The organism is Anaerotruncus sp. AF02-27, from assembly GCF_003465835.1.
Classification (GTDB): Bacteria; Bacillota; Clostridia; order Oscillospirales; family Ruminococcaceae; genus Anaerotruncus; species Anaerotruncus rubiinfantis.
Genome location: NZ_QSBX01000001.1, coordinates 225385 through 249930 on the forward strand (window position 1 = coordinate 225385; position 24546 = coordinate 249930).

Here is a 24546-nt window from a genome sequence, read left to right on the forward strand (position 1 = left end):
GGTATAATGTCCGAGTAGGACCTTTCTCTGCACGCAGGCTGTTTCCAATCAGGAAAGGAGACCGGAAATGGCCCGTAAAAGCAGATTTACCGAACAAACGACAGCCGCCTGTGCGGCAAAGCGCTGGCAGGCCGCGCTCTACATCCGGCTTTCGCGGGAAGACGGCGACAAAGAGGAAAGCGACAGCGTTCAAAATCAGCGCAGCCTTCTGCGCGCCTATCTGGAAAACGAACCGGAACTCACGCTCGCGGATGTCTATGTGGATGACGGTTACACCGGCACCAATTTCGACCGTCCGGGCTTTTCGCGCATGATGGAGAAGATCCGCCAGAAGCAAATCAACTGCGTCATTGTCAAAGATCTCTCCCGTTTTGGCCGAAATTACATTGAGGTTGGCAAATACATTGAACAGATTTTCCCCTTCCTCGACGTGCGGTTCATCTCGGTGGGCGACATGCTTGACAGCTATAAAAACCCACAGGCGATGAACAATCTGATTGTCCCGTTCAAAAACATCATCAATGACGAATACTGCCGCGACATCTCCAACAAGGTGCGATCTTCGCTCGACATGAAGCGCAAGCGCGGGGATTTTATTGGTTCCTTCGCCTGTTACGGCTACCGCAAGGACCCGGACAACAAAAACCGCCTGTTGGCCGACGAACCCGCCGCGCAAACCGTCCGCGATATCTACCGGTGGTTCCTCGGCGGGATGAGTATCCTCGGCATCACCCGTAAGCTCAACTCCCTCGGTGTGCCGAGCCCCGCAGCCTATAAACAGCTGGCCGGGCTTAACTACCACAGCCCCTCAAACGCCCGCGGCGGCGCGCTCTGGCATGACCGCACCGTCCGGCGCATCCTGCAAAACCAGATGTACATCGGCAATCTTGTGCAGGGAGTCAACCGGGTGCGCAGCTACAAAGTGCAGAAGGCGGCCGGCGTTCCACAGGAGGATTGGATCGTGGTGGAAAACACCCATGAGCCGATTGTGGAACGGGCTGATTTCGATAAGGCGCAGAACCTGCTTGGCCGCGACACCCGCACCGCGCCCGGAAGCGATCAGCTCTCGCTTTTTTCCGGTTTCCTGCGCTGTGCCGACTGCAACAGGGCGATGGTCAAAAAGCGGATTTCCCAGCCCTGCCGCGACTACATCTATTACCATTGCGCCGCCTACAAAAAGACCGCCGGGTCCGCCTGCACCCGGCACACCATCCGCGCCGACGAGCTTGAAACGGCAGTGCTCCAGTCAATCCAGAAACAGGTTGAACTCGCGGTTGAGATGGATCAGCTCATTGACGCAATCAACCGTTCGCCTGGCGGCAAACGGCAGTCCGGCCGCTTGGAGGCAGCGCTCGCGGATGCCCGCCGGGAGCTTGCCCGCATGGAAGCAATCAAGCAGTCGCTTTATGAGGACTGGAAAGCCGGGGACATCACCCGGGAGGAATACCACGCCATGAAGCCAGATTATCAGGCGCGGGCAGGCCAGCTTTCCGAAGCCGTCTCCCGGCTCGAACAGGAGCAGCGGCAGGCTTCAAACGGACTGGATTCGCAAAACGCCTTTCTGAAAAGTTTCCTGCGGCACCGCAATATCCAAACGCTCACCCGCGAAATCCTTGTGGAACTGGTCGATTGTATCCTCGTCCATGAGGGCAAACAAATCACCATCCGTTTCAAATTCACCGACGAATATCAAAAAGCATCCGATTACATCCGGGAAAACCATCCCGGACTGCTGCCGGGCGGTCACGACAAAACCGCCTGAACCATGATTGTCCTATTATGACAGCGGCCCCTGCCGCTGCGCAGACCATAACCCGATTCTTCCAGGATACCGGCACGAATGCAGAAAATTTTGACCTCATTATCACCGGTGACCTCGGCAAGGTGGGAACCAAAATCCTGCGGGAACTCACCCTCAAAGATGGTTACAATCTGGAGCACGCGCATACCGACTGCGGCCTGATGCTTTACGACCTGGAAAAACAGGATGTCCATGCCGGCGGCAGCGGCTGCGGCTGCTCGGCTTCGGTCATGTGCGGGCACATTCTCCCGCTCATGCGCCAGGGCAGGCTCAATAACGTCCTGTTTATCGCAACCGGCGCGCTGCTCAGCCCGACTGTCATCCAACAGGGGGAAAGCATCGCCTCCATCGCGCATCTTGTCTATCTCTCAACCCAAAAGACGGGAGGTGTGCTTTAATGGATATTTTTATTCCTCTGCTAAAAGCGTTCCTCGTGGGCGGCGTACTCTGCGCCATCGGCCAGATCTTCATCGATTACACCAAGCTCACTCCAGCCCGCATCCTGACCGGCTATGTGGTCACGGGCGTGATCCTCGGCGGAATCGGGCTCTATCCCAAGCTTGTTGAATTCGCAGGCGCGGGCGCTTCGGTCCCGCTGCTCGGTTTTGGAAATCTGCTTGCCAAAGGCGTGCGGGAAGCGATCCAAAAAGATGGCCTGCTCGGCGTACTCACCGGTGGACTCACCGCTTCCGCCGCCGGGATTGCCGCCGCGCTGTTCTTTTCTTTGATTTGTGCGTTGCTGTCAAAGCCAAAAGAGAAATGACGCGCGTTTCGCCGTGCACACGATACGCCCTCCGAGCACTCGGGATTGCTCCGCAGGGTTCCTTTCTTGCTTGTCCAAGAAAGGAACCAAAGAAAGACACGCGGGGACACCCCGCGGCCCCGTGCGCGCGATATCGAAATAGAAAGGCCGCCGGCTTCGCCGGCGGCCTTTTAAATAAACAGTTCCTCATATGGAACTTTTAGCGCATTTTTCAAAGCTTTAATCTCCCATGCGTAGATATGACGCTGACCAACTTCAATCTTTGCCAGCGCGCTTCGCGTAATATCGCAATCATTCGTTTGAAGTTTAGATGCCAGTTGTTCCTGCGTCATTTTCTTGCTTTCCCGAAGTTTTCGAAGGTTTGCCCCAAACAATTTATCATATTCAGACTGCATATCAACACCCCTTTGCACCTATTTTAGTGCAATTTACATATTGGTATTAACAGCTTTTCATGATATTATCGCACTATTTCTAGTGCAATAATAAAATTTAAAAACAAGCGGCCTTCTTAATCTTCTACACCCAGGATATATCCCACGGAAACATGATAGATTTCCGAAAGCTTAATTAAAATGTCCGTCGGAATATCCCGTTGACCAAGTTCATAATTGCTGTAAACCTGCTGAGAGCAATTTAACATCTGTGCGATTTGTTTTTGCGTTAAGTCTGCATCTTCTCTTAAATCTTTAATCCTTTGATACATAATCATCACCCAATACACTATACAATACCGCAAATTGCGGTATTGACTTCTACTGCAAATTGCAGTAGAATAAGTAAAAATATTGGAAGATGATTTTATGCGTTCCACCATTGAAGAGCTGTACTACGGCAATCTCAATCCGAGTGTAAAACTGATCAGACCGCAAACGGCATACGCGCGCAAGGTTGAGCGGATGTCCGACTGCGAGACCAAGCTGATGGAGCTGCTCGACGGCAAAGAGCTGTCGCTCTTTGCCGACTTCAGCGCGCTTTACAATGAAATCGACGCGGAAGGGTCGCTCGAAGCGTTCGTGAATGGGTTTCGTCTGGGCACACGGCTGGCGTTTGAGGCACTGGACAGCAGGGACGGATGCCTTGCCGACATTTTTTAAAATTTAACCATGGGACCCGGGCACGCGCAGGGCGCAAAAGCGTGCATTTGCGGCGCAACGCAAAGTCACTTCATCTTGACATAGATGAGTTTCACGCTGCTGTCATGGGTACGTACGCTTTTAATATCAAACATGTCGAGCGATTCGACAAACGGGGTGAGCTTGTTAAAACCGAAGTTGCGCACATCGAAGTCCGGATAGCGTTTAACGAGCAGGTTTCCGATGGTGCCGATGAACATCCAGTCATCCTCGTCCGAATTCTCGGTAACGATGGTGCGGATCGCCGCTTTGATCGTATCGAGGTTGGTCATCTCCTTTTCTTCCTGCTTGGCAGGCGGCGCGACCCGAACCGGTTCCGCCGGTTCCGCAGATTTGAAGCGGGCGGCCTTTTCCACTTTTTCCGGCTTTTCGGGCTGTACCTTCATGGGAGGCTTTTCTGCCGCAGGTTTCTGTTTTGGCTGTTTCTGGGCGGTAGCCGTTTCGTAGAGGATGTCAAGATACTTAAACCGGTTGCAGGCGGCAATGAAAGGCTTGGGGGTTTTGCGCTCACCCATACCCACCACTTCCATGGCGGATTCACGCAGCCGCGCTGCAAGCCGGGTGAAATCACTGTCCGACGAAACAATGCAGAAGCCATCCACCTTGTCTGTATAGAGAATATCCATTGCGTCGATAATGAGTGAGGAGTCGGTGGAATTTTTGCCGACCGTATAGCCATACTGCTGGATCGGAGTGATCGAATTGTCAAGCAGCACGTTCTTCCACGAGTTGAGCGCGGGCTTGGTCCAATCGCCGTAGATACGCTTGTAGGTGGCGATCCCGTCGTTTGAAATCTCGTCGAGGATGATCTTGATATACTTGTCCGAAATATTGTCCGCGTCAATCAAAACCGCAAATTTCTTGTCGCTGGCCATAAATGGTCACTTCCTGTCTGTTTGGTTGCTGCTGTGAGCACGCATCTCATAGGCACAGTATAACATATTCCCCGGTCGAAGGCGAACCTTTTTTGTTGCAGGTCAGTCGAGCGTCTCGAGCACCGACTTGAGCGTATCGGCCGAATGCCGCAGCGCGGCCTGCTCGGTCGCGCTCAGCGGAAAGTCGAGAATCCGCTTCACACCGCTGCGCCCAACGATTGCGGGCAGGCCCAGGCAGAGTCCGTGCAGTCCGTAATGCCCGTCCACCAGGCTTGAAACCGGCAGAACCGAATTTTCATCCCGGACGATTGCCTCACAGATGCGCTGGATGGCGGCCGCGACCGCATAGAAGGTCGCGCCCTTGCGCTCGATGATCTGGTAGGCGCTGTTTTTGACATCCTCGTAGATATCGTTCATGCAGGAGAGGTCCTCGCAGACGCCGAAGCTTTTGCAGAAATCGGTAAGATCGATGCCCGATACATTCGCGGAAGACCAAACCGGCAGCTCGGTGTCGCCGTGTTCCCCAATGATGAAGGCGTGGATGTTGCGCGGATCGACCCCAAGCTTTCCGCCGAGCAGGTATTTGAGCCGGGCAGTGTCGAGCACGGTGCCCGATCCGATCACCCGGTTTGCCGGGAAACCGGAAAGCCGCAGGGTGATTTGGGTGAGGATATCGACCGGGTTGGTCACCACCAGGAGGATCGCGTCGGTATTATGACGGACAAGTTCCGGAATGATCTGGCCGAAAATTTTCGCATTTTTCCGCACCAGGTCGATGCGGGTCTCGCCCGGCGCCTGGTTCGCGCCTGCCGCCAAAATGATCATCCCGCAGTCCGCAAGATCCGGATAGTCCCCGGCATACACCTCTACGGGACGCACAAACGGCACGCTGTGCGCGATGTCCATCGCTTCTCCCTCGGCCTTTTTCCGGTTCACGTCGAGCAGTACCAGTTCGGAAAAAAGCCCGCTTTTCACCAAGGTATAGGCTGTTGTCGCGCCGACTGCCCCGCAGCCGATAATCCCGCATTTTTGCAGATTCATGTAAAATGCTCCTTTCAAAAGTTCCTTTTGCCATTATCATGCCCATTTGTCCGCGCGAATTGAAGCAATCCGGCGGGCAGGGCTGTTCATCCGATAGATTTTGTGCTAAAATATTTTCAAATATGGTATCCTGTTTTTGGAGGTTCTTCCAGATGCTTCATATCGTGCTCTGCGATGACGATCCCGCGATCATCTCCCGGTATAAGGAACTGCTTGCACAGCTTGCGGAAAAACACCGCATGGAATATAAGCTCAGCTGTTTTGGGAATGCGGAACAGCTGCTTTTTGCGTTGGACGATATCCAGTTTGGGGTGGACATCCTGTATCTCGATGTGCAGATGGATAGGCTCAACGGCATCGAAGCCGCCAAAAAGCTGCGGTCGTCCGGCTGCCGCGCGCAGATCATCTTCCTGACCAACGCACGCGAATACGTCTTTGAAAGCTTCGACGTTTCACCGCTGCAGTACCTGCTCAAAGGCGACACCTCCATCGAAAAGTTTGAGGAGGTTTTCCTGCGGGCGGCCAGCCTTTCCAGGCAGGAATCCGCCGAGCTGTTCGACTGTGAACGCGGCGCCGAACGCATGGCCATCCCCATTCGGGAAATCACCTATTTTGAAGTCACCAAACGAATCGTCACCGTTCATTACGACGGAGGCACCTTCGATTTCTATTCGAGTATGAGCGAACTGGAGGGACGGCTTCTGCCGCGCGGCTTTGTGCGCACCCACCGCGCGTTTCTGGTAAACCTGGCGCGCATCCGGCGGCTTGGACAGGAGGACATCCTGCTGACCTCCGGAGAAACGGTCCCGCTGGGACGCACCCACATCAAAAATGTTAAGGAAGTGCTCTCCCGCTTCCTGTCCACAGGAGGCGGATTATGAAACCGGGCCTCTTTCTGCTTTATGGACTGCTGCTTTGCGGTTTTTTGACCCTCAACCTATTGATCAACGGCTATGTTCAGAATTGCCTGCCCACCCAGAAAAAACGGCCGGCGCTGCTTTTGGGCCTCGCGTTTGTCAACATTGTCACGCTTGGGGTCTTCCTCTGGCTGGATCTCGCCATCTTTTTCATCTATGTGATCTTTACCGTCCTGCTTGCCGCCGATTATTTCTTTCTGCTGCGCACCGGCTTTCCGTCCCTGTTGTTGCTTGCGTGCGGCTACGGGCCATTCCTTCTGCTGTGCGCGCATGGGGTTCTGATCCCACTGTTCGCACTGGTTCGCGGGACGACCATGTATGACGTGGTGAATGACAATCTTTCTTATGATGTCTCGCTGCTGCTGGCGCTGCTGGTCTGCATCCTCCTGCTTTGCCTGATCGGGAAATGGATGCCGTATGAACGCATCCACCTGCTCTTTCGCTGCACAGACCAGCGCCGGCTGGTCTGTACCTGCCTGTACCTGTTGTTCGGTTATCTGCTGCTCGAAAGCTATGTCTATGCGGATCGATTTTCCGGCATCTGGATCCCGTGGTTCCATCTCATCACCAGTGTGATCTCCATGGCGGCTTTCCTGATGGTGTTCTGGTATGCGGTGGATGTCAGCTCCTATATCGAGTACGAGCTCAAAACCCGCCAGACGGAGAAACAGCTCCAGCGCCAGGTGGTCCATTACCAGCAATACACCAAATATGTGAATGATCTGCGCGCCTTCAAGCACGACTACCGCCATATGGTGCAGACCGCCCGTGCACTTTTGCGCGCAGGCGCGGACCAGAAGGCGCTCGATCTGCTCGGACAGATGGATGACGAGATGGAAAGCTCGCTGCGATACACCCGCTATGCAAACCACGTGGTGGTCGACGCGATCCTGCAGGAATGCGCTGGGCGATGCCGGGAGAAAGGGATCGATTTCTCGGCGCTGGTAAACCTGCCGGAACGCATCGGGCTTGGAGATCTCGAACTCTGCCGGATCTTCGGCAACCTGGTGGACAACGCTTATGAGGCCTGTGAAAAATGTGAAGCACAGAACCGTTTCATCAAGTTGGACAGCGTGGTGAGTCCCGATTGGATCACCGTGCAGATCCGCAACACCTTTTCCGGCAAAATCGAACTGCAGGACGGGCTGCCGCTCACCGATAAGCAGGACCCTTCCCAGCACGGGGTGGGGCTTTCCTCCACCCGGCAGCTCATTGAAAGCACCGGCGGCTTTATGCAAATCGAAATCGATCCGGCCGGGATTTTTACCGTGAAGCTGCATTTCTGCGCGGCCACCGGTTAATTTTTCCTGCTTCGGACAGGCTGATGCAATTGGGAACAAAATTTATGCAATTCGGAACAATTTTTGACATAAAGCCACTCAGATTGGGTATACTACAGTCAAGGAAATCAACCAAGGGTTTCTTTACTGAAATAGGCAATCGCTTTGTTCATCAACCCATAGATCGTTTCCCTTTCGATTGTCACATGGGTGCTGTCAAAGTTCCAAACCACCGTTTCGTCCGGATAGCGAAACGGTGGTTCCTTTTTATCCGGAAAATCAGCGTGGAACGGCAAAAACCGTTCCACGCTGCCGTTTTATCCCTGCGCGGGCACAGCCTCCAACGTCTGGTCAATGATATTCTGCATGATCTCCTTGCTGAGCGCGCCGGGGACATATCCATAGATGTTGCCGTCCCGGTCGATCATGAAGGTGGTTGGGAACGCATTGATCATATAATCCCCGAATACCTTTCCGGTTTCATCCATCACGGTCGGAAATGTATAGCCGTTGTCGGTGAGGAACTGTTTGACTTCTTCGACCGTCACATCCTGATTGTGCGGGAAGCTGTCGGTCTTGGGGTTGGCAACGCCCAAAAATACCACATCCTCCTGGTTCATGCCCAATTCATTGTAAAGCTCCTCAATATGAGGCATCTCCTGCCGGCAAGGAGGGCACCAGGTTGCCCAGAAGTTCAAAAACACCACTTTCCCCTTGTAATCCGAAAGGGTGTGGGTATTGCCATACTGGTCGGTCAGCGTGAAATCGAACGCCGGGAAGGCTTCCGGCTCCGGTTCGGAAGCCGGAGCCACGCCCGAGGCGCCGGAGGACGCCGGCACCGGTTCGGCGGATTCACTGGACGCAGCGGATTCGGACGGCGCAGGCTGCGGCGGTTCCACCGCCTGCGAGGAGGACGCCTGCGGGACATTGGCGCCGCCAAAGGAATTGAGGTAGCTGCTGATACCATTCATCCAACCGGTAAAGGTCATGATCCCAATGAGGATCAGGATCACGCCTCCCGCCTTGATGGTATATTTCATCAGTTTGCGGTTGCGTTCCAGGAAGGTGAGCGCCTGCGCGGTGAACAGTCCCAAAAGTAAAAATGGGATGACAAACCCGGCCGCGTAGACCAGCACGAGCAGATTGCCCACCAGCGCGGATTTTGCACCTGACGCGAGGATTAGCACGGATGAAAGCGCCGGACCCACACAGGGCGTCCAGGCGAAACTGAAGGTGAATCCCATGACAAAGGCCATAACCGGACTGACCTTTTTGCCTGCAAGATTCAGATGGAACCGCCGTTCCCGCTGCAAAAATTTCAGTTCAAAGAAGCCGATCTGCACCAGGCCCAGCAGCAGGATAATGACGCCTCCGATGCGGGTGAGGAGGGTTTTATGCCCGCCCAAAAACTGCCCAAGCGCCGAAAACGACATTCCCAGCAGAAAGAAGGCAAACGAAATTCCGAGCACAAAACAGACAGTATGCCAAAGTGTGCGGCCGCGGGCATAGACTGGCTGCCCATCCGGGCCTTTTTCCGCGCTGCCCGCCAGATAGCTTACATAAACTGGTATCAGCGGAATCACGCACGGGGAGAAAAAAGACAGGAGGCCTTCCGCGAATACGAGCAGAAAGCTGATGTTCTGGGTGGATACAAGGTTGGCCATTTCTTTGCCTCCTTCAAATTTATATGCTGTTCTAGTTAAAAGTTAGCAAACTATACCAATAAAGTCAAGATTAATTCATTGCGATGTTGTTTCCAATTTGTAAATTGTGCGCCTACGCAAGCAGGAAAACCGAATTTGTGATATAATAAACGCATAATAAGCGCAAAGCGATTCGGCTGCGGTCGTGATATGCTGCAAATATAAGAACACATTTTCCGCCGTTTCCGCGGCTTACGATAAATTGGGAGAAGGAAACTGCCATGTACCAAAACGTTCCGCAAAATTATGGGAATCCCAACAGCTGCCCGGACGAAGCGCAGCAGCGCGCCGCCGCCCAAAAAGCCGCGTGCATTTCCGCTTTCAAAATGCAATGCGGTCTGCTCGCGCTGACTGTGATTCTCAGCGTCCTGCTGCTTTATATCCTGCAAACTTTCGCCTCCTGGCTTATCCTCGATGTGCTGTGGGGCCGGAATCTGCCGGTGTCGCTTGATCTCATCAATGAGCTGTTCACCACCCTGCTTTATCTTGTGGCATTTTTGTTTCCATTTTTGCTCTATGCAAAACTGGTGCGTTACCACACTTGGGAAATCCCCCGCGACCCGCCATATCCACCCGTGCTCGCCGCCGTCACCGGGATATCGCTCGGGCTTTCTGTAATCGGCGTGATTTCCTCGATGGTCCTCTCGCTTTTTTTCTCGATCTTCGGTCTTTTCCCAATGGATATCGCTTTTTCTTTCCCGCAGGACCCGCTTGCCGGTCTGCTGATGATTGTCAACACCACTGCTGTACCCGCGCTGATCGAGGAATTCACCCAGCGCGGCATTGTGCTGGGTTCTTTACGGCGGTACGGAGACCGTTTTGCAATCGTTGTTTCAGCATTGCTCTTCTCACTTTTGCACCGCAACATGGTGCAGATTCCGAATGCTTTTCTGCTTGGGCTGGCGCTCGGCTATTTCGTGGTCAAAACCAATTCGATCTGGACGGGCATCGCGATCCATTTTGTCAACAACTTGCTGGCAATCCTGATAACCCTTGCCACGCAGAATCTGTATGCGCCCATTGCCGGCATTTTGCAGATCGCCCTGTTTTTCTTTTATGTGGTGTTTGCCGCGTTTGGGCTGGTGTATCTGGTCGGCATCCGGCGGGCAGACCTTTCTGTGCCAAAAAGCCGCTGTCCGCTGCGCGATCTGCAGTTGCTCGGGAAATTCTTCACCCACTTCCCGGTTGTCATGATGCTGCTGCTCTTCGCATGGGTGATTTTTTTAAACTTTTCGAGGCTTTGAGGTGGATTATGCACGACGACACGTATTATATGGGCCTTGCGCTTGAATTGGCGCAGGAGGCGGCCAATATCGGGGAGGTGCCTGTAGGCGCGGTCGCCGTCTGGGACGGCGAAGTGGTCGGCACAGGCATGAACCGCCGGGAAACTGGAAAAAATGCTCTTGCACACGCCGAACTGGAAGCAATCGACATGGCCTGCCGGGCGCTTGGCGGCTGGCGGCTGCATAAATGCGATCTCTATGTGACGCTCGAGCCCTGCCCGATGTGCGCGGGCGCGATCATAAACGCGCGCATCCGGCGGCTCATATTCGGCGCTTCCGATCCCAAAGCCGGTTGCTTCGGTTCGGTGAGCGATTTTGCCGCTCTGCCATTCAACCACAAGCCGGAGGTGACAGGCGGCGTACGGCGTGAGGAATGCGCGGCGGCGCTTACCGCATTTTTCCAAAAATTGCGCAAAAACTGACTTATCTTGTCTTTCGGATACAATATATTGTGCCTGTTCATAGATTGTTCACCATTTAAAAAGCCACCCATGTTATAATTGTTTTCAGAAACTTTGCGTTTCTAAGTTAATCCCCCTCCTTATTTTATCTCCAGTCATTTCACTTTTAAGCGGACCGTTTGGTTCGTTTTTTTTTGCGTAAAAAAGCGGACGGATGCATTTGCGTCCGTCCGCCTTTTTCTTATTCTGTTTCTCCCAGCGGCGGCGTCCCACAGTAGCGGTAGCTGTGCAGATAATCCCCCCGCAAAAATTCCGGATTCGGCCCGCTTTCGGTAAAAACGTGCTCGAGCTTCTCGAGATTTACTCGCGCCGTCACCGTCTGCGGCTCGGTATCCGCGGCACAGGCGACAAATCCATCCCGGCCGGGTGTAATCCCCACCGGCGCAAAGATTCCGGCCAGCGCGGTGGTATGTTCCCGCGTGCCGGTCAGGCAGGAATAAACCGTATAAAGGTTCTGTTCGTCCGCGCGGCAGCGCAGCAGATCCCGCGTGACCCCTTCGCGGGAGTCAGGCGCCGCAATGATCTTCGCCCCGCGCGCCCGGGCAATTTTCACACATTCAAAATAATAGTTGTCCGAGCCGATTACAACGCTGATATCACCCATCGGTGTGGGGATCGTCTCGATCACGTCGCACGGTGTGACGCCAAGCGCCTTATCAAATCCCACCGCGCTCACCTTCTCCTGCGCGCCGGCCGGTTCTCCGTCCGGACCGAACACCACGCAGCGGTTGCGCAGCTGGCCGTCCTCATAAAACAGGCATGTGCCCGCTACAAGATAGATCCGCAGCAGCCGCGCGATCGCGCTGAAGGTATACATATAGGTTTCATAAAGGAAGTGGTGAAAGGTTTCGGCGAGCAGCCGCACCTTTTCCGGTGCGAGCTTCACGCCCGAAAGGCCCACCTTGTTTTCCCCATCCAGCACCCATTCGATGATCTTTTCATAATTGGGCAGCATCGTGCCCACCAGCAGCCCCACATATTCCGGAAAGACAACCAGCTGTGCCCCGTTTTCAGCGGCTTCTTTTGCAAGATCATACATCTGCCCGGCATAGTCTTTGAGGTTCTGGTATTTGCGCACCGAAAGCTGCACCGCCGAAACCCGAACCGCTTCCGGTGCGACAAACGCGGTATTCTGCTGTTCCCGGCGGCCCTTCGCCTCCAGAATCCGGTCGATCTTTTTCGGCGTGACCTGAAAGGACATGAGAAACGACAGGATATCAAGCCAGGTCTTATTCATCCCGCTCACCTCCCCAACTCCGCGGCATAGTTCTGAACCAACCGGGTGTTGATGTTCTCCATGATCTGAAAACCGCTGCGCACATCGTCCAGCCGCGTGAGATTCAGCCCGAAGCGCATCGGGAACGCCCCGGTGCGGCGTACGAGGTAACCGTCCCGCGCGCGGGTAATCGGCGCCGGACAGGCCACCGAGCCGCCCTTTGCGGAAAGGTTCACCACATAGAGATTGTTGCTCTGCGCGGCGTTCCAGATCGAACGCATCTGGCGTTCGGGAGTATCCTCCGCCGGGTCGAGGTGCTGGATCGACAGGACCACATCCGCGCCTTTGAGCGCGGCGGCGCGCACCGTCTGCGGATGATAGATGTCCGCGTCAACACAGAGATAGAAATTCCCAAGTTCGGTATGGGTTACCGCCACCTCGCTGCCGGTGGCATAACGGCCTTCCTGCGGCAGCGAAAGATGCAGTGCGGGCTGACGGCAGAGAGGCCTTCCTTTCGGGTCGATGAGACAGAGACAAAGATTGTCCCGGTGCACAAACAGGCCGCTCACCAGATGCACCTTGCAGGCGGCGGCATAGGCGGCGCAGCGGCTGAGATATTTGCCGACCTCCTGTTCCGCTCCGCCGCCGTCATGAATTTCCTCATCGGCAAACAGAACCAGCTTCGCGTCGCCGGAGGGCGCGTGAAACGGCGTGACGATTTCAGTCATAAAATGCTCCAATCCGAGCACCTCCCCGTGAGCCGGTCATCCGGCCCTCTATATCAGTTCATGCGCGACCGCGCACGAAGAATCATAAAAATATGATACCACAAGCAGCGCTTCCCGACAAGTAAAAACGCCCCACAACCGGGGCGTTGGGATTGGAACTTATTGGGCATGGGGGCCCGACAGGCAATAGGTCAGGCTGACCCGCGCGATTTCACGGCCATCGTCAGCGTCAATGCACACCTCATAGAAGCTGATCTGCCTGCCGCGCTTCACTTCCCTGGCTTTTGCCGTGAGATATTGGGTATCCCCGGCCGGGCGCAGATATTTAATCGCACTTTCCACGGTGACCACCTGGGTGCCGCAGCAGACCGCGGCATTTGCTCCCGCTGTATCCGCCAGCGAGAACAGCGCCCCGCCATGCACAATCCCCGCCGGGTTCTTACAGGCGTCCGTCACCCGCATACGCACTGTGGCCGCACCCTTTCTGCATTCCACGAGCTCGATGCCGAGCAGCCGGTTGAAGCCGGTATTGAAAACCTCCGGCGCTGTCCAGTCCATCGGGATTCCCCTTCCTTCCGCAATACACGCGCGCCGGCTGGCTGTCCGGTGCGCGGTTGCCTGTTTTTATCTGCTCACGGCGCAATCTTCTGAAATCCCTCGCCGAGTACCTCGGTCGCCTCGCTCACGATGATAAAGGCCGAAGGGTCGATCTGAAGCACGATTTTGCGCAGTTGGGTGATCTGCTGTTTTTTGATCACGGTCATCAGGATATTTTTTTCGGTCTTGGTGTACATCCCCTCGCCGCCGATTTTGGTCACGCCGCGCGGCGAATTCTCGAGCAGCGTCTTTGCAATCTCATCCGGGTGGTCGGTGATGATGTAACAAAGTTTCGCATAGTCGAGGCCCGCGATAATCAGGTCGCTGACCTTGGCCGAAGCGAAGATGACAATCAGCGCGCGCAGGACGTTTTCCGCGTCCCCGAGCACAAAACTGCCGCAGACCACCACCAGCCCGTCGAGCACCGCCAGGATATTGGCAAGTGAAACGCCTGGGAAGAGCGGCATCATCACCCGTGCGAGCAGCTCGGTGCCGCCGCTGGAGACATAGTAGCGGCAGAAAAGCCCGATCCCGATTCCCTGCGCCACGCCGCCGTAAAGCGCCGCCATCAGTGGGTTATCGGTGGGCGGCGGCAGGAAGGCCAGGAAATCAATAAAAAAGCCGAGCACCGCCGTGGTCAGAAAGCACCGCAGGATAAACGCGAGCCCCTGCGAACGCAGCCCCAAAAGCAAAATCGGCAGATTGAGCAGGATACTCACCAGACCAACGCCCAAACCGGTCAGGATATTCACCAGCGTCGCCGCGCCGGTCACGCCGCCCGCCACAATCCCATTTGGCACAAGGAACAGGTCGAGCGCCAGCGCATAGGAAAAGCACCCCACCACCATGAAAAGATACCGCTTGATCTCCATCTTCCAGTCGATCCCGGAAAGCTTCATTGCTGATCCTCCGTTTTTAAAACGCCATTGCCGCCTCATAAGCATTGCGCAGGGCCTGGCAGGAAGCCGCAAAATCGGCCCGTTCGGCGTCGCTCATCCTGATTTCAACGATCCCGCTGACCCCATCTCGTCCAATGATCGCGGGAACGCCCGCATAGACGTCCTTCTGGCCATATTGCCCTTCGAGCAGCACCGAAACCGGCAGGATCTTGCGTTCGTCATGGTAAATGGTCTTGATAATCTCAGCTGCTGTGATCCCCACCCCGAATTCGGTACAGCCCTTGCCGTCCAGAACAGTCATCCCGCAGCGGCGGGGCAGAGCCGCCACCGCCGTCAGGTCGATGCGGCCAAAGCTGTCCGGGTTTTCCGCCATCAGTTCGAGCAGCGGCTTTCCACCCACCGAGATGTTCGACCAGGGAACCATCTGGCTTTCGCCGTGCTCGCCCATGACATAAGCGTGGATCGATTTTGAGTCGACCATCAGCGAACGGGAGAGAATCCTGCGCAGCCGCGCCGAATCGAGCGCCGTGCCCGTTGCAAGCACCCGACCGGCAGGAAAGCCGCTCATCTTCTGCAGATAATGCGCCAGCACGTCACAGGGATTGGAAAGCACAAGGAAAATCCCATCAAAACCGGAGTCGACGACCGGGCCGACAATCTGTTTCATCACGCCGACCGCCTGCGCCAGCATATCCGCGCGGGGCTGTCCGGACCTGGGGCGTGGGCCCGTGCAGACCACCACAATATCCGCGTCACGGCAGGCTGTATAATCCCCGCTCGTCACACGGATGTGGTGCGGCAGATAGGCGGCGGCATCGGCCAGATCGGTGGCTTGCGCGAGCGCTTTGGGTTTGTCCGTATCGATCATGACAAGCTCATCGCATTCGCCCATTGTGATAAGCGAAAGCGCGCAATGCGAACCCACATGACCGGCACCGATGATTGCAACCTTGCGAGTCTGAAACGCCATAGTACCCTCTTTCCGGCCGCCATTGGCCTGTCAAATTTTCCGGGCCCTCGGGAAATGGTCTCCGGGCCGTATTCATACGTCCGTTTCATTTTAATGTAACGCTTCGCCAATGTAAAGCTGTTTTCTGTCGACTGTTCCCGGTTGTCCTGACTTTCTGGGTTTTATACAAAATTATGTGGGATTTATCCTGAATCATCTCTGTCGCTCTTTCCCAAAACGCAAGAAAAGGAAAGCCCGCGGGCCTTCCCTTCCGTATAATCCATATTCTGTCAAAAGGGCAGCACCAGCGACCATGCCACCGTGAGAAGCCCTGCCACGCCGATGGCGATCCCGCTCATCGCGCCCTGAACCTCCCCGAGTTCGATCGCCTTGGAGGTGCCGATCGCGTGGCTGGCCGTGCCGATCGCCACGCCCGCCGCCACCGGATTTTCTATTTTGAACAGCTTGATCAAAATGGGGGACAGGCAGGCCCCGATAATCCCGGTGAAGATGACCGCCGCCACTGTCACGGCGGCGATCCCGCCGCCTGCAACCGAAAGTTCCATCGCAATCGGCGTGGTGACCGATTTCGGAAGCATCGAAGCAGTCAGCGTTTCATCCAGCCCAAACCATTTGCAGAGAAAATAAGCGCTGGCCATCGAGGTGAGCGACCCCGCCAGGCATCCGGCCATGATCGGCAAAAAGTTGCGTTTGAGCACCTCGATCTCCCGGTAGATCGAAGATGCGAGCACCGCCGTCGCGGGCGGCAGCAGCATCGAAATGACCGAACCGCCCGCGCTGAACTGCTCGTAGGAGAGCGGCGTCAGGCCAATGAGCAGGATTACCAGCGAGATTGCGATGAGCAGCGGATTGGCGAGCGGGGTTTTCAGCCTGCGGTTGACCCAAAGCCCGATTTTAAAAGTGAAGATGCACAATGCGATGCCGCAAAGCGGGCTCGAAAGGATTTCAGCCATCCGTCTCCACCGCCTTTCCCCGTTTTTGCAGCCGGATCACACCCAGCACGGTGAATGCCGTCACCACAAAGGTGAGCAGCGTCGTGATAAGGCAGATTGCCGCAAGCTTCAGGATATGTTCCCGCACGAACGCATATTGCTCGAGGATTCCCACCCCAGATGGAATAAACAGAATCGCCATATTTTTTAATAAAAAATCCGAGCTTTCCCCCAGCCGCGCGGGTTTCACCGCACCGGTGAGCAGCAGCAAAAACAGAATCACCATCGCGGCCACGCTCGCGGGAAACGGAAACGGCAGCAGCGCCGAAACCACATTGCCCGCAAGGCAGACCGCAAAAATGATTCCCAGTTGTGTCAGTATCTTCATCTTTTTTCCCCAGTCCTTTTCAAATTGCATCCCGGTCAGGCGTGCAGCACCAGCCGGCTCCCCGCCCGTTCCTTGACCACCTCGATCGAGGCGTCGATATTCTCCCGCAGCGCCGCCACGTGGGAGATGATTCCCACCAACCTGCGCGATCCGCGCACCGAGGCAAGCACATCGAGCGCGTCCGCGATCGAACCCGGATCGAGCGAACCGAACCCCTCGTCGATGAACATCGCGTCCATACGGATACCGCCCGACTGGGATTGTACCACAGCGGACAGCCCCAGCGCAAGGGACAGCGAAACCAAAAATTTCTCCCCGCCGGAAAGCCCCGCCACTGGACGGCGCTTGCCCGCATGCGCATCAAGCACCTCCAGGTCGAGCCCCGCCTTGCGGGAGCGGCCGCTCCCTTCGAGCGTTCGGTAAAGCTGATAGCGGCCGCCGTGCACGTTTTTGAGCAGCCGGTTGGCCTCGGCGGTGATCGACGAAAGCATCACGCCCAACACATACCGCCGCAGGCTTACCCCGCTGTCCCCGCGCAGAAGCTTGCCAAACCCGGAAAGCCGGTCATAGACCGCGCGTTTTTCGACAAGCGCCTTGCCGCGTTTTTCAAGCGTGGCGAGCGTCCCAGCGATCCGTTCGCATTCCTGCTGCTGTTCGCCCCATTTAAAATCAAGCGTTTCCTTTTCCGTTTCCCGCGATTTCAGATCTCGCCGCATTGCCGCGAGATCGGGGGGCTCCTGTCCATCGAGTTGTCCCGCGAGCTCCCGCAGGCGGCCCTGCGCCGCTTCCCACTGCATCCGCTCCCGCCGCAGATGTGTTTCGCGCGCCTGCCGCTGCGGTTCCGGGATCGCCGCCTCATAGACCTCCCGCACGTCGGAAAATCCCTCGTTTTCGAGCATCTCCCGCAGGCGTTCCTGTTCCGCTTTCTGTTCCTTCAGCGTCTCGCCGGCCTGCGCGCGCAGATGCCGGGCGGCTTCCTCTGCGCGCGCCAGCTCCTGTGCGGCCTGCGAATGCGCATGTCCAGCCCGCTCATAAAATTGGTCGAATTCCGCAATGTTTTTCGAAAGCGTCTCAATCCGGCCGCACAGCCCGGGAAGATCCCCGGCCGCCGCGTCCCGCTGGGACAAAAGCGCCTGGTACTGTGCCGCCGTCCGTTCTTTCTGCTGGACGGCCTGCGTCAATGCCTGCCGCAGCGGCTCCGACCGCTCTGCCAGTTTCGCGAGCGCTTCCTCCGCCATTTGCAGCTTTTGGGAAAGCGCCGCGCGTTCCGCGTCCTGTTCCAACGCATTTTCCAGTTCCTGCCGCGCGGCGGCGTGTTCTTTTGGATCATACGGCGGCAGCTTTTCCATCTCCCTGCCGAGCACAAAGAGGGCTTCCCTTTGCTGGGAAAGGCGCGCGGCCGTCCCAGCAAAGCGTGCCTCACAATCCGCAAGTGCCCGGCGCGCCGCCTGCACCCGCTCCCCGAATTTTTCGAGCGCGGCCCGGGAAGGCCCGTTTTCCGCTGACCGGTGCGGCGCCGGATGGTGCGGGCTGCCGCAGACCGGGCAGGGCGCGCCCTCCCCAAGCGACTGTGCAAGCCGGCCAGCCGCGTCGTCCAAATAGCGGCGGCTGCAGGCGGCATATTCCGCCTCTGCCTGCTCAAGCGCACATTGGCAAGCGTCCCTCTGTGCCTGAAGGGCCGCGCTTTCCGCCTCATCCCGCGCAAGCTGTTCCATCTGCGCGGCGCGCCGCTCCAAAAATTCCCGCGCGCGTTCCCGCGCGGCGAGCGTCTCCCGCAGGGCCGGAAGCTTTGCTGTAAACGCTTCAAAGAGCCGCGCGCGTTCCTGCGCAAGACCGTCCCGCCGGCGTGTGGCTTCCTCCAGCGCCGCCTGCTGTTCGCGCGCGGCGCCATCCGCCGCTTCCCAAAATTCCTGCGCCTGCTTTGCCGCCGTCTTTGCGCCTTCGAGCTTTTCATAACTTTCCCGAAGCGCCGAGAGTTTCGCAAGCTCCGCTTTTGCCTGTTCGTTTTGCGGCCGCGAAATTTCCAGCTTTGACAGCCTTTCCTGTGCGGCGTCCCGCGCCGCCTGGGCCCGTGCAAGTTCCTGCGCCGCCTCTTCGGCCGCCGCTTCACACCGGCAAGCCTTCTCGCGGCAGGCATTTTGCCGCTCGCATGCCGGGATCAGCCGCGCCGCCGCCAAAGCAAGCGCAAGCTTGCGCGCTTCCTCCTCGTAAAGAGGGCGGTTCTTTTCAAAAGTATCCACCACCGCCCGTTTTTCTTTTTGCTCGGAAAACAGCCGGTCAGCCTGTACCGCTCTTTCAAGCGCCTCCCGCCGCAGAGAGAGCTCCTTCGCAAGCGCTTCACGCGCCGATCGCATCTCTCCAAGCGCGCGCTCCACACCGGCAAGCCGGACGGCGAGCTCCTCCGTGTCCGCGCAGCCAAATCCCTCCAGAGCGGCCTTCATCGAGAGCTGTTCCGCGTCGATCTTCTGACGCATCAGATTCGCCTTTGCGCAGAGCCGTTCCGCAATCTGCTGCCAGCGTTCGGCATGGAACAGGCTCACGAGCACCGCTTCCTTTTCATCCGACCGTGCGACCAACAGTTTTTCAAACTGGCCCTGCGGCAGGATCATAACCTGGCAGAACTGCTCATAGGAAAGGCCGATCAATTCCTGCGCTTTGCCCTCCACATCCCGCAGGCGCGGATTTTCAAAAAACGGCGCGAAGTTCCCCTCTCCGTCGAGGAACCAGGCCTGCTGTTCCGGCAGGTATTCGAGCGCGCCGGAACGTTTTTTGCGCACCTTCAGCGACCGCGCAAACCGGTATCGCCGGCCGCGCAGATCGAAAATATATTCCACCCTTGTGACCGCGCTGTCCGGCGCGGTCAGGCACCGCATCGCCGCGAGGTCGCCGCGCGCGCCTCCGCTGCTGCGGCCGTAGAGCGCGTAGGTCATCGCATCCAGGATAACCGTCTTTCCAGCGCCGGTCTCCCCGTGGATGAGCACCAGCCCCCCGGGCATAAACCGCCCAAAATCGACCTGCTGCTTTTCCACATACGGTCCAAACGCCTCAAAGGTGATCGAAACCGGGATCACTGCGCCACCTCCCCTTCGGTTTCCCGCGCCGCCTCATCGAACCACGCGAGTTGTTCCTCGTCCGGGGCCTCGCCAGCCACCTCGGTGCAGAACCGGGTCACCAGCTCGCGCGGACCCATATGCGAAAGTTCCTCCACCGTAAGGCTTCCGGCATTCTCCTCCATCTGTGCCGCCCTGCCGGTCAAGAGCAGCAGATTTGGATAAATTTCCCGAAACAGTTCCAGTTTTTCGAGTCCCGCGTAACAGTCGGTCAACTCGATTTTAAGATAGTCTTCCCGCCTTTCGTCCAGCTGCGCCGCCTCGTATACCCGGTCGAACTCTCCCGACAGCACCCGCAGCATCCGCCGGGGCGCGACCGGGATTTCCCGCACCGAACCGTCGTCCGTGTCGAAGATGGTGAAGGACTTTTCCTGCCCCGCCTCCGAAAAGGAATAGGCAAGCGGAGAACCGCTGTAACGGGCCGCGCCGAACTGCTGCGCGCGGTGCAGGTGTCCCAGCGCGACATAATCAAACCCTTCAAAAACCGACGGGTCGACCTGGCTCGCACCGCCGACCGCGGCGGCGCGGTCGCTCTCCGACACCTCAGCCCCGCAAGCAAAGCAGTGCGCGGCCAGAATGTTGCACCGGTCCGGCAAAAAACGGTCCCGCATCCGCTTCGTCACGGCGGCCATCGCGTCCGAATAGCCGCGGATCTGTTCCTGTGGATAGAGATACCGCGCCTCTTCGGTATTAAAGTACGGCAGCAGAAAAAACGCCGCGCTGCCGATGACAACCGGCTCCACCGGATCGGTCAATCTGCCCGAGACATAGAGTCCGGCCTCCCGCAGAAGTACCGAACAGGATGCGAGCCGCGCCGCGCCGTCATGGTTGCCGGCGATCACCAGAACCGGCACGCGGCAGTCCCGGCAGAGCGCGACCATCGCGTCGTTGTAAAGTCCGATCGTCTCCGGCCGTGCAACCGCATGGTCAAACAGGTCGCCAGCGGCAACGACCGCGTCTATTTTTTCCGCCCGCACCGTTTCGATGAGCCGGGCAACCATCTCCCGCTGGTCTTCAAGCAGCGGCACGCCATGTAATGCGATGCCCAGATGCCAGTCGGAGGTATGCAGGATGCGCATGCGAAAATCTCCTCTTTTTTCAGATTCTGTTTGCTTTTCGTTCATTATAGCGGAAAACGGGCCGGGATACAAATATCCCGGCCCGTTTTAAATTCAACCCTGCTTATACTGCATGAGCTTCTCATTGAGCTGGCCGCGCAGTTCCCGGTAATAGAGATAAAACCCGGTGAACGCCGCCGCATAAAACACCGCAAAGATCCCAGTGAAAACGACGGCGCTTTGGAATGTGGCCGCCGAAACCCAGCCAAAGCCAAAAGCCATAGCTGCCATGATCACATAGTTACAGAGGATATGCAGCACAAAATCCCGTCTGGAAAACGGCTTATTCTCCGGAAAAAAGCCCAGATGCGTGATGGTCAGCAGCACCGCCGCGAGAAAGATCTGCCAGAGCAGCACGGTCGGCAGGCTGCCGGCACGCCCCCAGATGAGATCCCAGAACATCATGATAAACACCCCCGCCGCAAAATACATAAGCATCAGCGGTTTAAAAGCGATCGCCCAGTTTATCAGTTTACTCACAAAAAAACCTCCCTTAAAGTCCCAGCTTCTCCTTGAGCATGGGCACGTATTGGCGTGAAACCATCAGGCGTTCCCCGTTTTCCAAAACGACCTCGATCTTGCCGCCCAGCATCGGGTTGAGCATCCGGATGCGGGACAGATTTACAATGACCGACTTGGATGCGCGGAAGAAATCCCCATGGCACAGCTTACCCTCCAGCTCGTAGAGGCGCAGCGGCGTCTCGCACACCCGGTCGGCGGTGTAAAGAAAGGTGCGTTTGTCAACGCTTTCAAAGTAATAGATCTCGTCCGGTTCAAAGACGAAGGTACGCCCTTCCGAAATACCCGAAAGCTTGTGATCCAGCGCCCGCAGCGCCGCGACAATCCGCAAAAGCCCTTCGTCCATTTCCCTGCAGGTGATTTTCACCTCAGGTTCCGCGCAGGCCACATCCTGCTCTATGGTGATCTTCATAAATCCCCTCCTCCCAGCAGGTGTTATCATCATCAAACAGATCTGTTCTGTCTTTAGGATACGGGTTCTTTCCCGCCCGGTCAACCTTTCCACCACCATCCTGCCCAAAACCGCCTCCAAGATGCAAAAACACCCCGGATGCAAAAGCATCCGGGGTGTTTGCCGCTTTCGGTTCAGATTCCATCAATCACGCCGATGAGGCTGCGCATCGCGTCGATCGTGCGCTGGATAAGATCGTCGAGCTCCCATCCAAGCAACTCGGCGCCTTTTTCAATCACGTCGCGGGAACAGCCCGCCGCAAACTTTTTGTCCTTGAATTTCTTCTTGACCGATTTGAGTTCGAGGTCGCTCACGCTTTTCGACGGACGCATGATCGCAACCGCGCCGATCAGCCCGGTGAGCTCGTCGGTCGCGTAAAGGACCTTCTCCATGATATGCTCCGGCTTCAGGTCCACCGTAATTCCCCAGCCGTGGCTTGCGCAGGCACGGATGAGCTTCTCGTCAAGGCCCGCCTCCCGCATCAGCTCCTGGCCCTTGATACAGTGCTCCTGGGGAAACTGCTCGAAGTCGAGGTCGTGCAGAAGCCCCGCGACCGTCCAGAAAATCAGGTTGTCCGGATCATATTCCTTTGCAAAATAGGCCATCACGCCCGAAACGATCGCCGCGTGGCGCAGGTGGAACGGTTCCTGATTATACTGTTCCAGCAGTTCCTGGGCCTGTGCAATGCTTGGCAGATAAGACATTTTGGAGTCCCTTCCCTTCTTGAAATTTATTCTGGAAAGTATCATAGCACAAACCCCGCCCGAAGAAAAGGCCCGCCGCGGAAAAAGGAAACAGCACCGTCCATATGGACGGTGCTGTTTCCTTTTTATCAAATGGGATTGGGAAAGGGAATCCTATGCCGCTGCAGCGGCGTCTTTTTTGCTCAGTACGGTGGTTTTGAGGAATATGGCGAGGAAAATTGCCGCGATCACCGCACCGATGCCATAGGCCAGCCCAAGCTGTCCGGCCCGCATCAGCCCGAGGCATTCGGGGGCTGCGAGAAAATAGGTGGCGCTGACCGCCGACATAAAGGTCGCCGGGATGGCCGCCATCCAGTAGGCCTTCTTCTGCTGCCACAGATAGACCGCCGCCGCCCACAGGGCGATCATGGCCAGGGTCTGGTTCGACCAGGAGAAGTACCTCCAGACAATTGCGTAATCGACGAAGCCGCCTACGATCGCGCCGAACGCGAGCACCGGGATAGTAAGTGCGAGACGCTGCTTGATCGGATGCTGGTCGATCTTAAACCAGTCCGCGACGGTGAGCCGCGCGGAACGGAATGCCGTATCACCCGAAGAGATCGGGCAGGCGATGACGCCGATCATGGCAAGCACGCCGCCGACCGGGCCAAGGATCGACATACAGGTGTTGTAGACCACGCCGTTCGGGCCAATATTCGGGTCATTGAGCATTGCGGACAGCCCGCCGGTGGAATTGTAGACGCAGACGCCGGCCGCTGCCCACACCATGGCGATGACGCCTTCCGCAACCATCGCGCCGTAGAAAATCTTGCGACCGCCCTTCTCGGATTTGAGGCAGCGCGCCATCAGCGGGGACTGGGTCGCATGGAAGCCGGAAATTGCGCCGCAGGCCACCGTGATGAACATGAACGGCCAGATCGGCATATCGGACGGATGCAGATTTGCAAAATTGTCCCACAGTTCCGGCATATGGATGGTGAGCGCGGTTTCGCCAAATCCGCCGAAGCCGGTGATATTATAGATCACAAGCCCCATTCCGACGCCGACTGCCATAATGATGAGGCAGGCGCCAAAAAACGGGTAAATCTTGCCGATGAGCTTGTCGATCGGCAAGAGGGTCGCCAGGAAGTAATAGATCAGCACGACGACAAGCCAGAAATTTTTGTCGAGCGATTCCGGCGTGAGCATTGCGAGCAGAGCCGACGGACCGACCGCAAAAACCGTTCCGACCATGAGCAGCAGGAAGGTAGAGAACACGCGCATGACCTGTTTCATACCGCCGCCAAGGTAGGTGCCGACGATCTCCGAAATGCTCCCGCCGCGGTTGCGCATCGAAAGCATGCCGGTCATGTAGTCATGCACGGCGCCCGCGAAGATGGTTCCGAACACGATCCAGAGGTAAACGACCGGGCCCCACAGGGCGCCCATCAAAGCGCCGGTGATCGGGCCGAGCCCCGCGATATTGAGCAGCTGGATGAGGAAAATACGCTTGTTGCCCATCGGGACGTAGTCGACGCCATCCGCCAGAGAAACTGCAGGCGTCTCGCGGTCATCCGGACCGAACACTTTTTCCACGACCTTGCCATAGGTCATAAATCCCACGATCAGCAATACGATACAAAGGACAAAGGTAATCATTCTAACGCCTCCTCTT

Annotated in this window: 27 protein-coding genes; 8 read left to right on the plus strand and 19 right to left on the minus strand. The window is 56.8% G+C overall.

Translation table 11 applies throughout. From position 1 onward, the window contains the following. The first annotated feature begins 67 nt into the window (after positions 1-67). From DWV16_RS01145 to spoVAE, 3 genes are read left to right on the plus strand one after another with little or no spacing between them, the layout of a single operon-like run. Entirely contained in the window at positions 68-1762 is a 1695-nt protein-coding gene (locus tag DWV16_RS01145; RefSeq protein WP_118477589.1) for a recombinase family protein, read from the plus strand. A gap of 17 nt (positions 1763-1779) precedes the next feature. Further along, positions 1780-2199 carry a hypothetical protein gene (locus DWV16_RS01150; RefSeq protein WP_079988189.1) on the plus strand — a complete coding sequence of 140 codons (420 nt, stop codon included), beginning with the start codon at positions 1780-1782 and terminating at the stop codon, positions 2197-2199. Then, a complete protein-coding gene (gene spoVAE, locus DWV16_RS01155; RefSeq protein ID WP_066457187.1) occupies positions 2199-2564 on the plus strand; it encodes a stage V sporulation protein AE in 366 nt (121 codons plus the stop codon). The genes DWV16_RS01150 and spoVAE overlap by 1 nt, the downstream gene beginning before the upstream one ends. Before the next feature lie 170 nt (positions 2565-2734). On the opposite strand, the gene DWV16_RS01160 is transcribed toward spoVAE, so the two are convergent. Beyond that, positions 2735-2959, minus strand: a complete 225-nt coding sequence (locus DWV16_RS01160; protein WP_066457185.1) for a helix-turn-helix domain-containing protein — start codon at positions 2957-2959, stop codon at positions 2735-2737. A gap of 116 nt (positions 2960-3075) precedes the next feature. Next, the gene (locus DWV16_RS01165) at positions 3076-3270 is read right to left on the minus strand and encodes a helix-turn-helix domain-containing protein (RefSeq protein WP_066457183.1); all 195 of its coding nucleotides are present in this window, start codon (positions 3268-3270) and stop codon (positions 3076-3078) included. Between the two features lie 97 nt (positions 3271-3367). Between DWV16_RS01165 and DWV16_RS01170 the strand changes: the two genes are divergently transcribed. Beyond that, a complete protein-coding gene (locus tag DWV16_RS01170) occupies positions 3368-3661 on the plus strand; it encodes a DUF6809 family protein (protein WP_118477590.1) in 294 nt (97 codons plus the stop codon). Positions 3662-3726: 65 nt separating this feature from the next. Here DWV16_RS01170 and DWV16_RS01175 read toward each other — a convergent pair whose 3' ends face one another. Both DWV16_RS01175 and DWV16_RS01180 read right to left on the minus strand, forming a co-directional pair. After that, positions 3727-4575 (minus strand): NYN domain-containing protein, encoded by an 849-nt coding sequence (locus DWV16_RS01175; RefSeq protein WP_118477591.1) that lies wholly within the window; start codon positions 4573-4575, stop codon positions 3727-3729. A gap of 102 nt (positions 4576-4677) precedes the next feature. After that, positions 4678-5616, minus strand: coding sequence for an L-lactate dehydrogenase (locus DWV16_RS01180; RefSeq protein ID WP_118477592.1), 939 nt, complete (start codon positions 5614-5616; stop codon positions 4678-4680). A 152-nt stretch (positions 5617-5768) separates the two neighbouring features. Between DWV16_RS01180 and DWV16_RS01185 the strand changes: the two genes are divergently transcribed. Both DWV16_RS01185 and DWV16_RS01190 read left to right on the plus strand, forming a co-directional pair. Continuing rightward, positions 5769-6497: a LytTR family DNA-binding domain-containing protein gene (locus tag DWV16_RS01185; RefSeq protein ID WP_066457171.1), complete on the plus strand. Its 729-nt coding sequence runs from the start codon at positions 5769-5771 to the stop codon at positions 6495-6497. Further along, entirely contained in the window at positions 6494-7834 is a 1341-nt protein-coding gene (locus tag DWV16_RS01190) for a sensor histidine kinase (protein ID WP_066457168.1), read from the plus strand. The genes DWV16_RS01185 and DWV16_RS01190 overlap by 4 nt, the downstream gene beginning before the upstream one ends. A gap of 107 nt (positions 7835-7941) precedes the next feature. Here the strand turns inward: DWV16_RS01190 and DWV16_RS01195 are convergent, their stop codons facing one another. Next, on the minus strand, positions 7942-8121 hold the full coding sequence (locus DWV16_RS01195; protein WP_066457165.1) for a hypothetical protein: 180 nt from the start codon (positions 8119-8121) through the stop codon (positions 7942-7944). Between the two features lie 9 nt (positions 8122-8130). Continuing rightward, the gene (locus tag DWV16_RS19785; RefSeq protein WP_118477594.1) at positions 8131-9477 is read right to left on the minus strand and encodes a cytochrome c biogenesis protein CcdA; all 1347 of its coding nucleotides are present in this window, start codon (positions 9475-9477) and stop codon (positions 8131-8133) included. Positions 9478-9737: 260 nt separating this feature from the next. Here DWV16_RS19785 and DWV16_RS01205 point away from each other — a divergent pair, with 260 nt between their 5' ends. Further along, positions 9738-10760, plus strand: a complete 1023-nt coding sequence (locus DWV16_RS01205; protein WP_118477595.1) for a CPBP family intramembrane glutamic endopeptidase — start codon at positions 9738-9740, stop codon at positions 10758-10760. Between the two features lie 8 nt (positions 10761-10768). After that, positions 10769-11221: a nucleoside deaminase gene (locus DWV16_RS01210; RefSeq protein ID WP_118477596.1), complete on the plus strand. Its 453-nt coding sequence runs from the start codon at positions 10769-10771 to the stop codon at positions 11219-11221. Positions 11222-11441: 220 nt separating this feature from the next. Here the strand turns inward: DWV16_RS01210 and DWV16_RS01215 are convergent, their stop codons facing one another. From DWV16_RS01215 to DWV16_RS01275, 13 genes are all read right to left on the minus strand, one after another. After that, positions 11442-12497: a nitrilase-related carbon-nitrogen hydrolase gene (locus tag DWV16_RS01215; protein ID WP_118477597.1), complete on the minus strand. Its 1056-nt coding sequence runs from the start codon at positions 12495-12497 to the stop codon at positions 11442-11444. A 5-nt stretch (positions 12498-12502) separates the two neighbouring features. Then, positions 12503-13204, minus strand: a complete 702-nt coding sequence (locus tag DWV16_RS01220; protein WP_147349409.1) for a carbon-nitrogen hydrolase family protein — start codon at positions 13202-13204, stop codon at positions 12503-12505. Positions 13205-13363: 159 nt separating this feature from the next. Beyond that, positions 13364-13762: a PaaI family thioesterase gene (locus tag DWV16_RS01225; RefSeq protein ID WP_066457147.1), complete on the minus strand. Its 399-nt coding sequence runs from the start codon at positions 13760-13762 to the stop codon at positions 13364-13366. 74 nt (positions 13763-13836) lie between these two features. Next, on the minus strand, positions 13837-14700 hold the full coding sequence (locus DWV16_RS01230) for a YitT family protein (RefSeq protein WP_158572749.1): 864 nt from the start codon (positions 14698-14700) through the stop codon (positions 13837-13839). A gap of 16 nt (positions 14701-14716) precedes the next feature. Further along, positions 14717-15670, minus strand: a complete 954-nt coding sequence (locus DWV16_RS01235) for an L-lactate dehydrogenase (RefSeq protein WP_118477599.1) — start codon at positions 15668-15670, stop codon at positions 14717-14719. Between the two features lie 269 nt (positions 15671-15939). After that, a complete protein-coding gene (locus DWV16_RS01240) occupies positions 15940-16623 on the minus strand; it encodes an LrgB family protein (RefSeq protein WP_118477600.1) in 684 nt (227 codons plus the stop codon). Then, positions 16616-16990 carry a CidA/LrgA family protein gene (locus tag DWV16_RS01245; RefSeq protein ID WP_118477677.1) on the minus strand — a complete coding sequence of 125 codons (375 nt, stop codon included), beginning with the start codon at positions 16988-16990 and terminating at the stop codon, positions 16616-16618. Before DWV16_RS01245 ends, DWV16_RS01240 begins: the two co-directional genes overlap by 8 nt. Positions 16991-17025: 35 nt before the next feature. Next, positions 17026-20061, minus strand: a complete 3036-nt coding sequence (locus tag DWV16_RS01250) for an AAA family ATPase (protein ID WP_118477601.1) — start codon at positions 20059-20061, stop codon at positions 17026-17028. Continuing rightward, positions 20058-21179 carry an exonuclease SbcCD subunit D gene (locus tag DWV16_RS01255; RefSeq protein ID WP_158572750.1) on the minus strand — a complete coding sequence of 374 codons (1122 nt, stop codon included), beginning with the start codon at positions 21177-21179 and terminating at the stop codon, positions 20058-20060. The genes DWV16_RS01250 and DWV16_RS01255 overlap by 4 nt, the downstream gene beginning before the upstream one ends. A gap of 93 nt (positions 21180-21272) precedes the next feature. After that, positions 21273-21698: a DUF3021 family protein gene (locus DWV16_RS01260; RefSeq protein WP_066457128.1), complete on the minus strand. Its 426-nt coding sequence runs from the start codon at positions 21696-21698 to the stop codon at positions 21273-21275. 13 nt (positions 21699-21711) lie between these two features. Next, positions 21712-22149 carry a LytTR family DNA-binding domain-containing protein gene (locus DWV16_RS01265; RefSeq protein ID WP_118477603.1) on the minus strand — a complete coding sequence of 146 codons (438 nt, stop codon included), beginning with the start codon at positions 22147-22149 and terminating at the stop codon, positions 21712-21714. A 173-nt stretch (positions 22150-22322) separates the two neighbouring features. Further along, positions 22323-22892 (minus strand): hydrolase, encoded by a 570-nt coding sequence (locus DWV16_RS01270; protein ID WP_066457124.1) that lies wholly within the window; start codon positions 22890-22892, stop codon positions 22323-22325. 153 nt (positions 22893-23045) lie between these two features. Then, complete coding sequence (locus DWV16_RS01275) at positions 23046-24530, minus strand: carbon starvation protein A (RefSeq protein WP_118477604.1); 1485 nt, start codon at positions 24528-24530, stop codon at positions 23046-23048. Positions 24531-24546 lie beyond the last annotated feature (16 nt).

What these genes read in the sequence shown, in the direction of transcription:
- DWV16_RS01145 (WP_118477589.1), top strand. Translation starts at nt 68, where the DNA reads ATGGCCCGTAAAAGCAGATTTACCGAACAAACGACAGCCGCCTGTGCG.
- DWV16_RS01150 (WP_079988189.1), top strand. Translation starts at nt 1,780, where the DNA reads ATGACAGCGGCCCCTGCCGCTGCGCAGACCATAACCCGATTCTTCCAG.
- spoVAE (WP_066457187.1), top strand. Translation starts at nt 2,199, where the DNA reads ATGGATATTTTTATTCCTCTGCTAAAAGCGTTCCTCGTGGGCGGCGTA.
- DWV16_RS01160 (WP_066457185.1), bottom strand. Translation starts at nt 2,959, where the DNA reads ATGCAGTCTGAATATGATAAATTGTTTGGGGCAAACCTTCGAAAACTT.
- DWV16_RS01165 (WP_066457183.1), bottom strand. Translation starts at nt 3,270, where the DNA reads ATGTATCAAAGGATTAAAGATTTAAGAGAAGATGCAGACTTAACGCAA.
- DWV16_RS01170 (WP_118477590.1), top strand. Translation starts at nt 3,368, where the DNA reads ATGCGTTCCACCATTGAAGAGCTGTACTACGGCAATCTCAATCCGAGT.
- DWV16_RS01175 (WP_118477591.1), bottom strand. Translation starts at nt 4,575, where the DNA reads ATGGCCAGCGACAAGAAATTTGCGGTTTTGATTGACGCGGACAATATT.
- DWV16_RS01180 (WP_118477592.1), bottom strand. Translation starts at nt 5,616, where the DNA reads ATGAATCTGCAAAAATGCGGGATTATCGGCTGCGGGGCAGTCGGCGCG.
- DWV16_RS01185 (WP_066457171.1), top strand. Translation starts at nt 5,769, where the DNA reads ATGCTTCATATCGTGCTCTGCGATGACGATCCCGCGATCATCTCCCGG.
- DWV16_RS01190 (WP_066457168.1), top strand. Translation starts at nt 6,494, where the DNA reads ATGAAACCGGGCCTCTTTCTGCTTTATGGACTGCTGCTTTGCGGTTTT.
- DWV16_RS19785 (WP_118477594.1), bottom strand. Translation starts at nt 9,477, where the DNA reads ATGGCCAACCTTGTATCCACCCAGAACATCAGCTTTCTGCTCGTATTC.
- DWV16_RS01205 (WP_118477595.1), top strand. Translation starts at nt 9,738, where the DNA reads ATGTACCAAAACGTTCCGCAAAATTATGGGAATCCCAACAGCTGCCCG.
- DWV16_RS01210 (WP_118477596.1), top strand. Translation starts at nt 10,769, where the DNA reads ATGCACGACGACACGTATTATATGGGCCTTGCGCTTGAATTGGCGCAG.
- DWV16_RS01215 (WP_118477597.1), bottom strand. Translation starts at nt 12,497, where the DNA reads ATGAATAAGACCTGGCTTGATATCCTGTCGTTTCTCATGTCCTTTCAG.
- DWV16_RS01220 (WP_147349409.1), bottom strand. Translation starts at nt 13,204, where the DNA reads ATGACTGAAATCGTCACGCCGTTTCACGCGCCCTCCGGCGACGCGAAG.
- DWV16_RS01225 (WP_066457147.1), bottom strand. Translation starts at nt 13,762, where the DNA reads ATGGACTGGACAGCGCCGGAGGTTTTCAATACCGGCTTCAACCGGCTG.
- DWV16_RS01230 (WP_158572749.1), bottom strand. Translation starts at nt 14,700, where the DNA reads ATGAAGCTTTCCGGGATCGACTGGAAGATGGAGATCAAGCGGTATCTT.
- DWV16_RS01235 (WP_118477599.1), bottom strand. Translation starts at nt 15,670, where the DNA reads ATGGCGTTTCAGACTCGCAAGGTTGCAATCATCGGTGCCGGTCATGTG.
- DWV16_RS01240 (WP_118477600.1), bottom strand. Translation starts at nt 16,623, where the DNA reads ATGGCTGAAATCCTTTCGAGCCCGCTTTGCGGCATCGCATTGTGCATC.
- DWV16_RS01245 (WP_118477677.1), bottom strand. Translation starts at nt 16,990, where the DNA reads ATGAAGATACTGACACAACTGGGAATCATTTTTGCGGTCTGCCTTGCG.
- DWV16_RS01255 (WP_158572750.1), bottom strand. Translation starts at nt 21,179, where the DNA reads ATGCGCATCCTGCATACCTCCGACTGGCATCTGGGCATCGCATTACAT.
- DWV16_RS01265 (WP_118477603.1), bottom strand. Translation starts at nt 22,149, where the DNA reads ATGAAGATCACCATAGAGCAGGATGTGGCCTGCGCGGAACCTGAGGTG.
- DWV16_RS01270 (WP_066457124.1), bottom strand. Translation starts at nt 22,892, where the DNA reads ATGTCTTATCTGCCAAGCATTGCACAGGCCCAGGAACTGCTGGAACAG.
- DWV16_RS01275 (WP_118477604.1), bottom strand. Translation starts at nt 24,530, where the DNA reads ATGATTACCTTTGTCCTTTGTATCGTATTGCTGATCGTGGGATTTATG.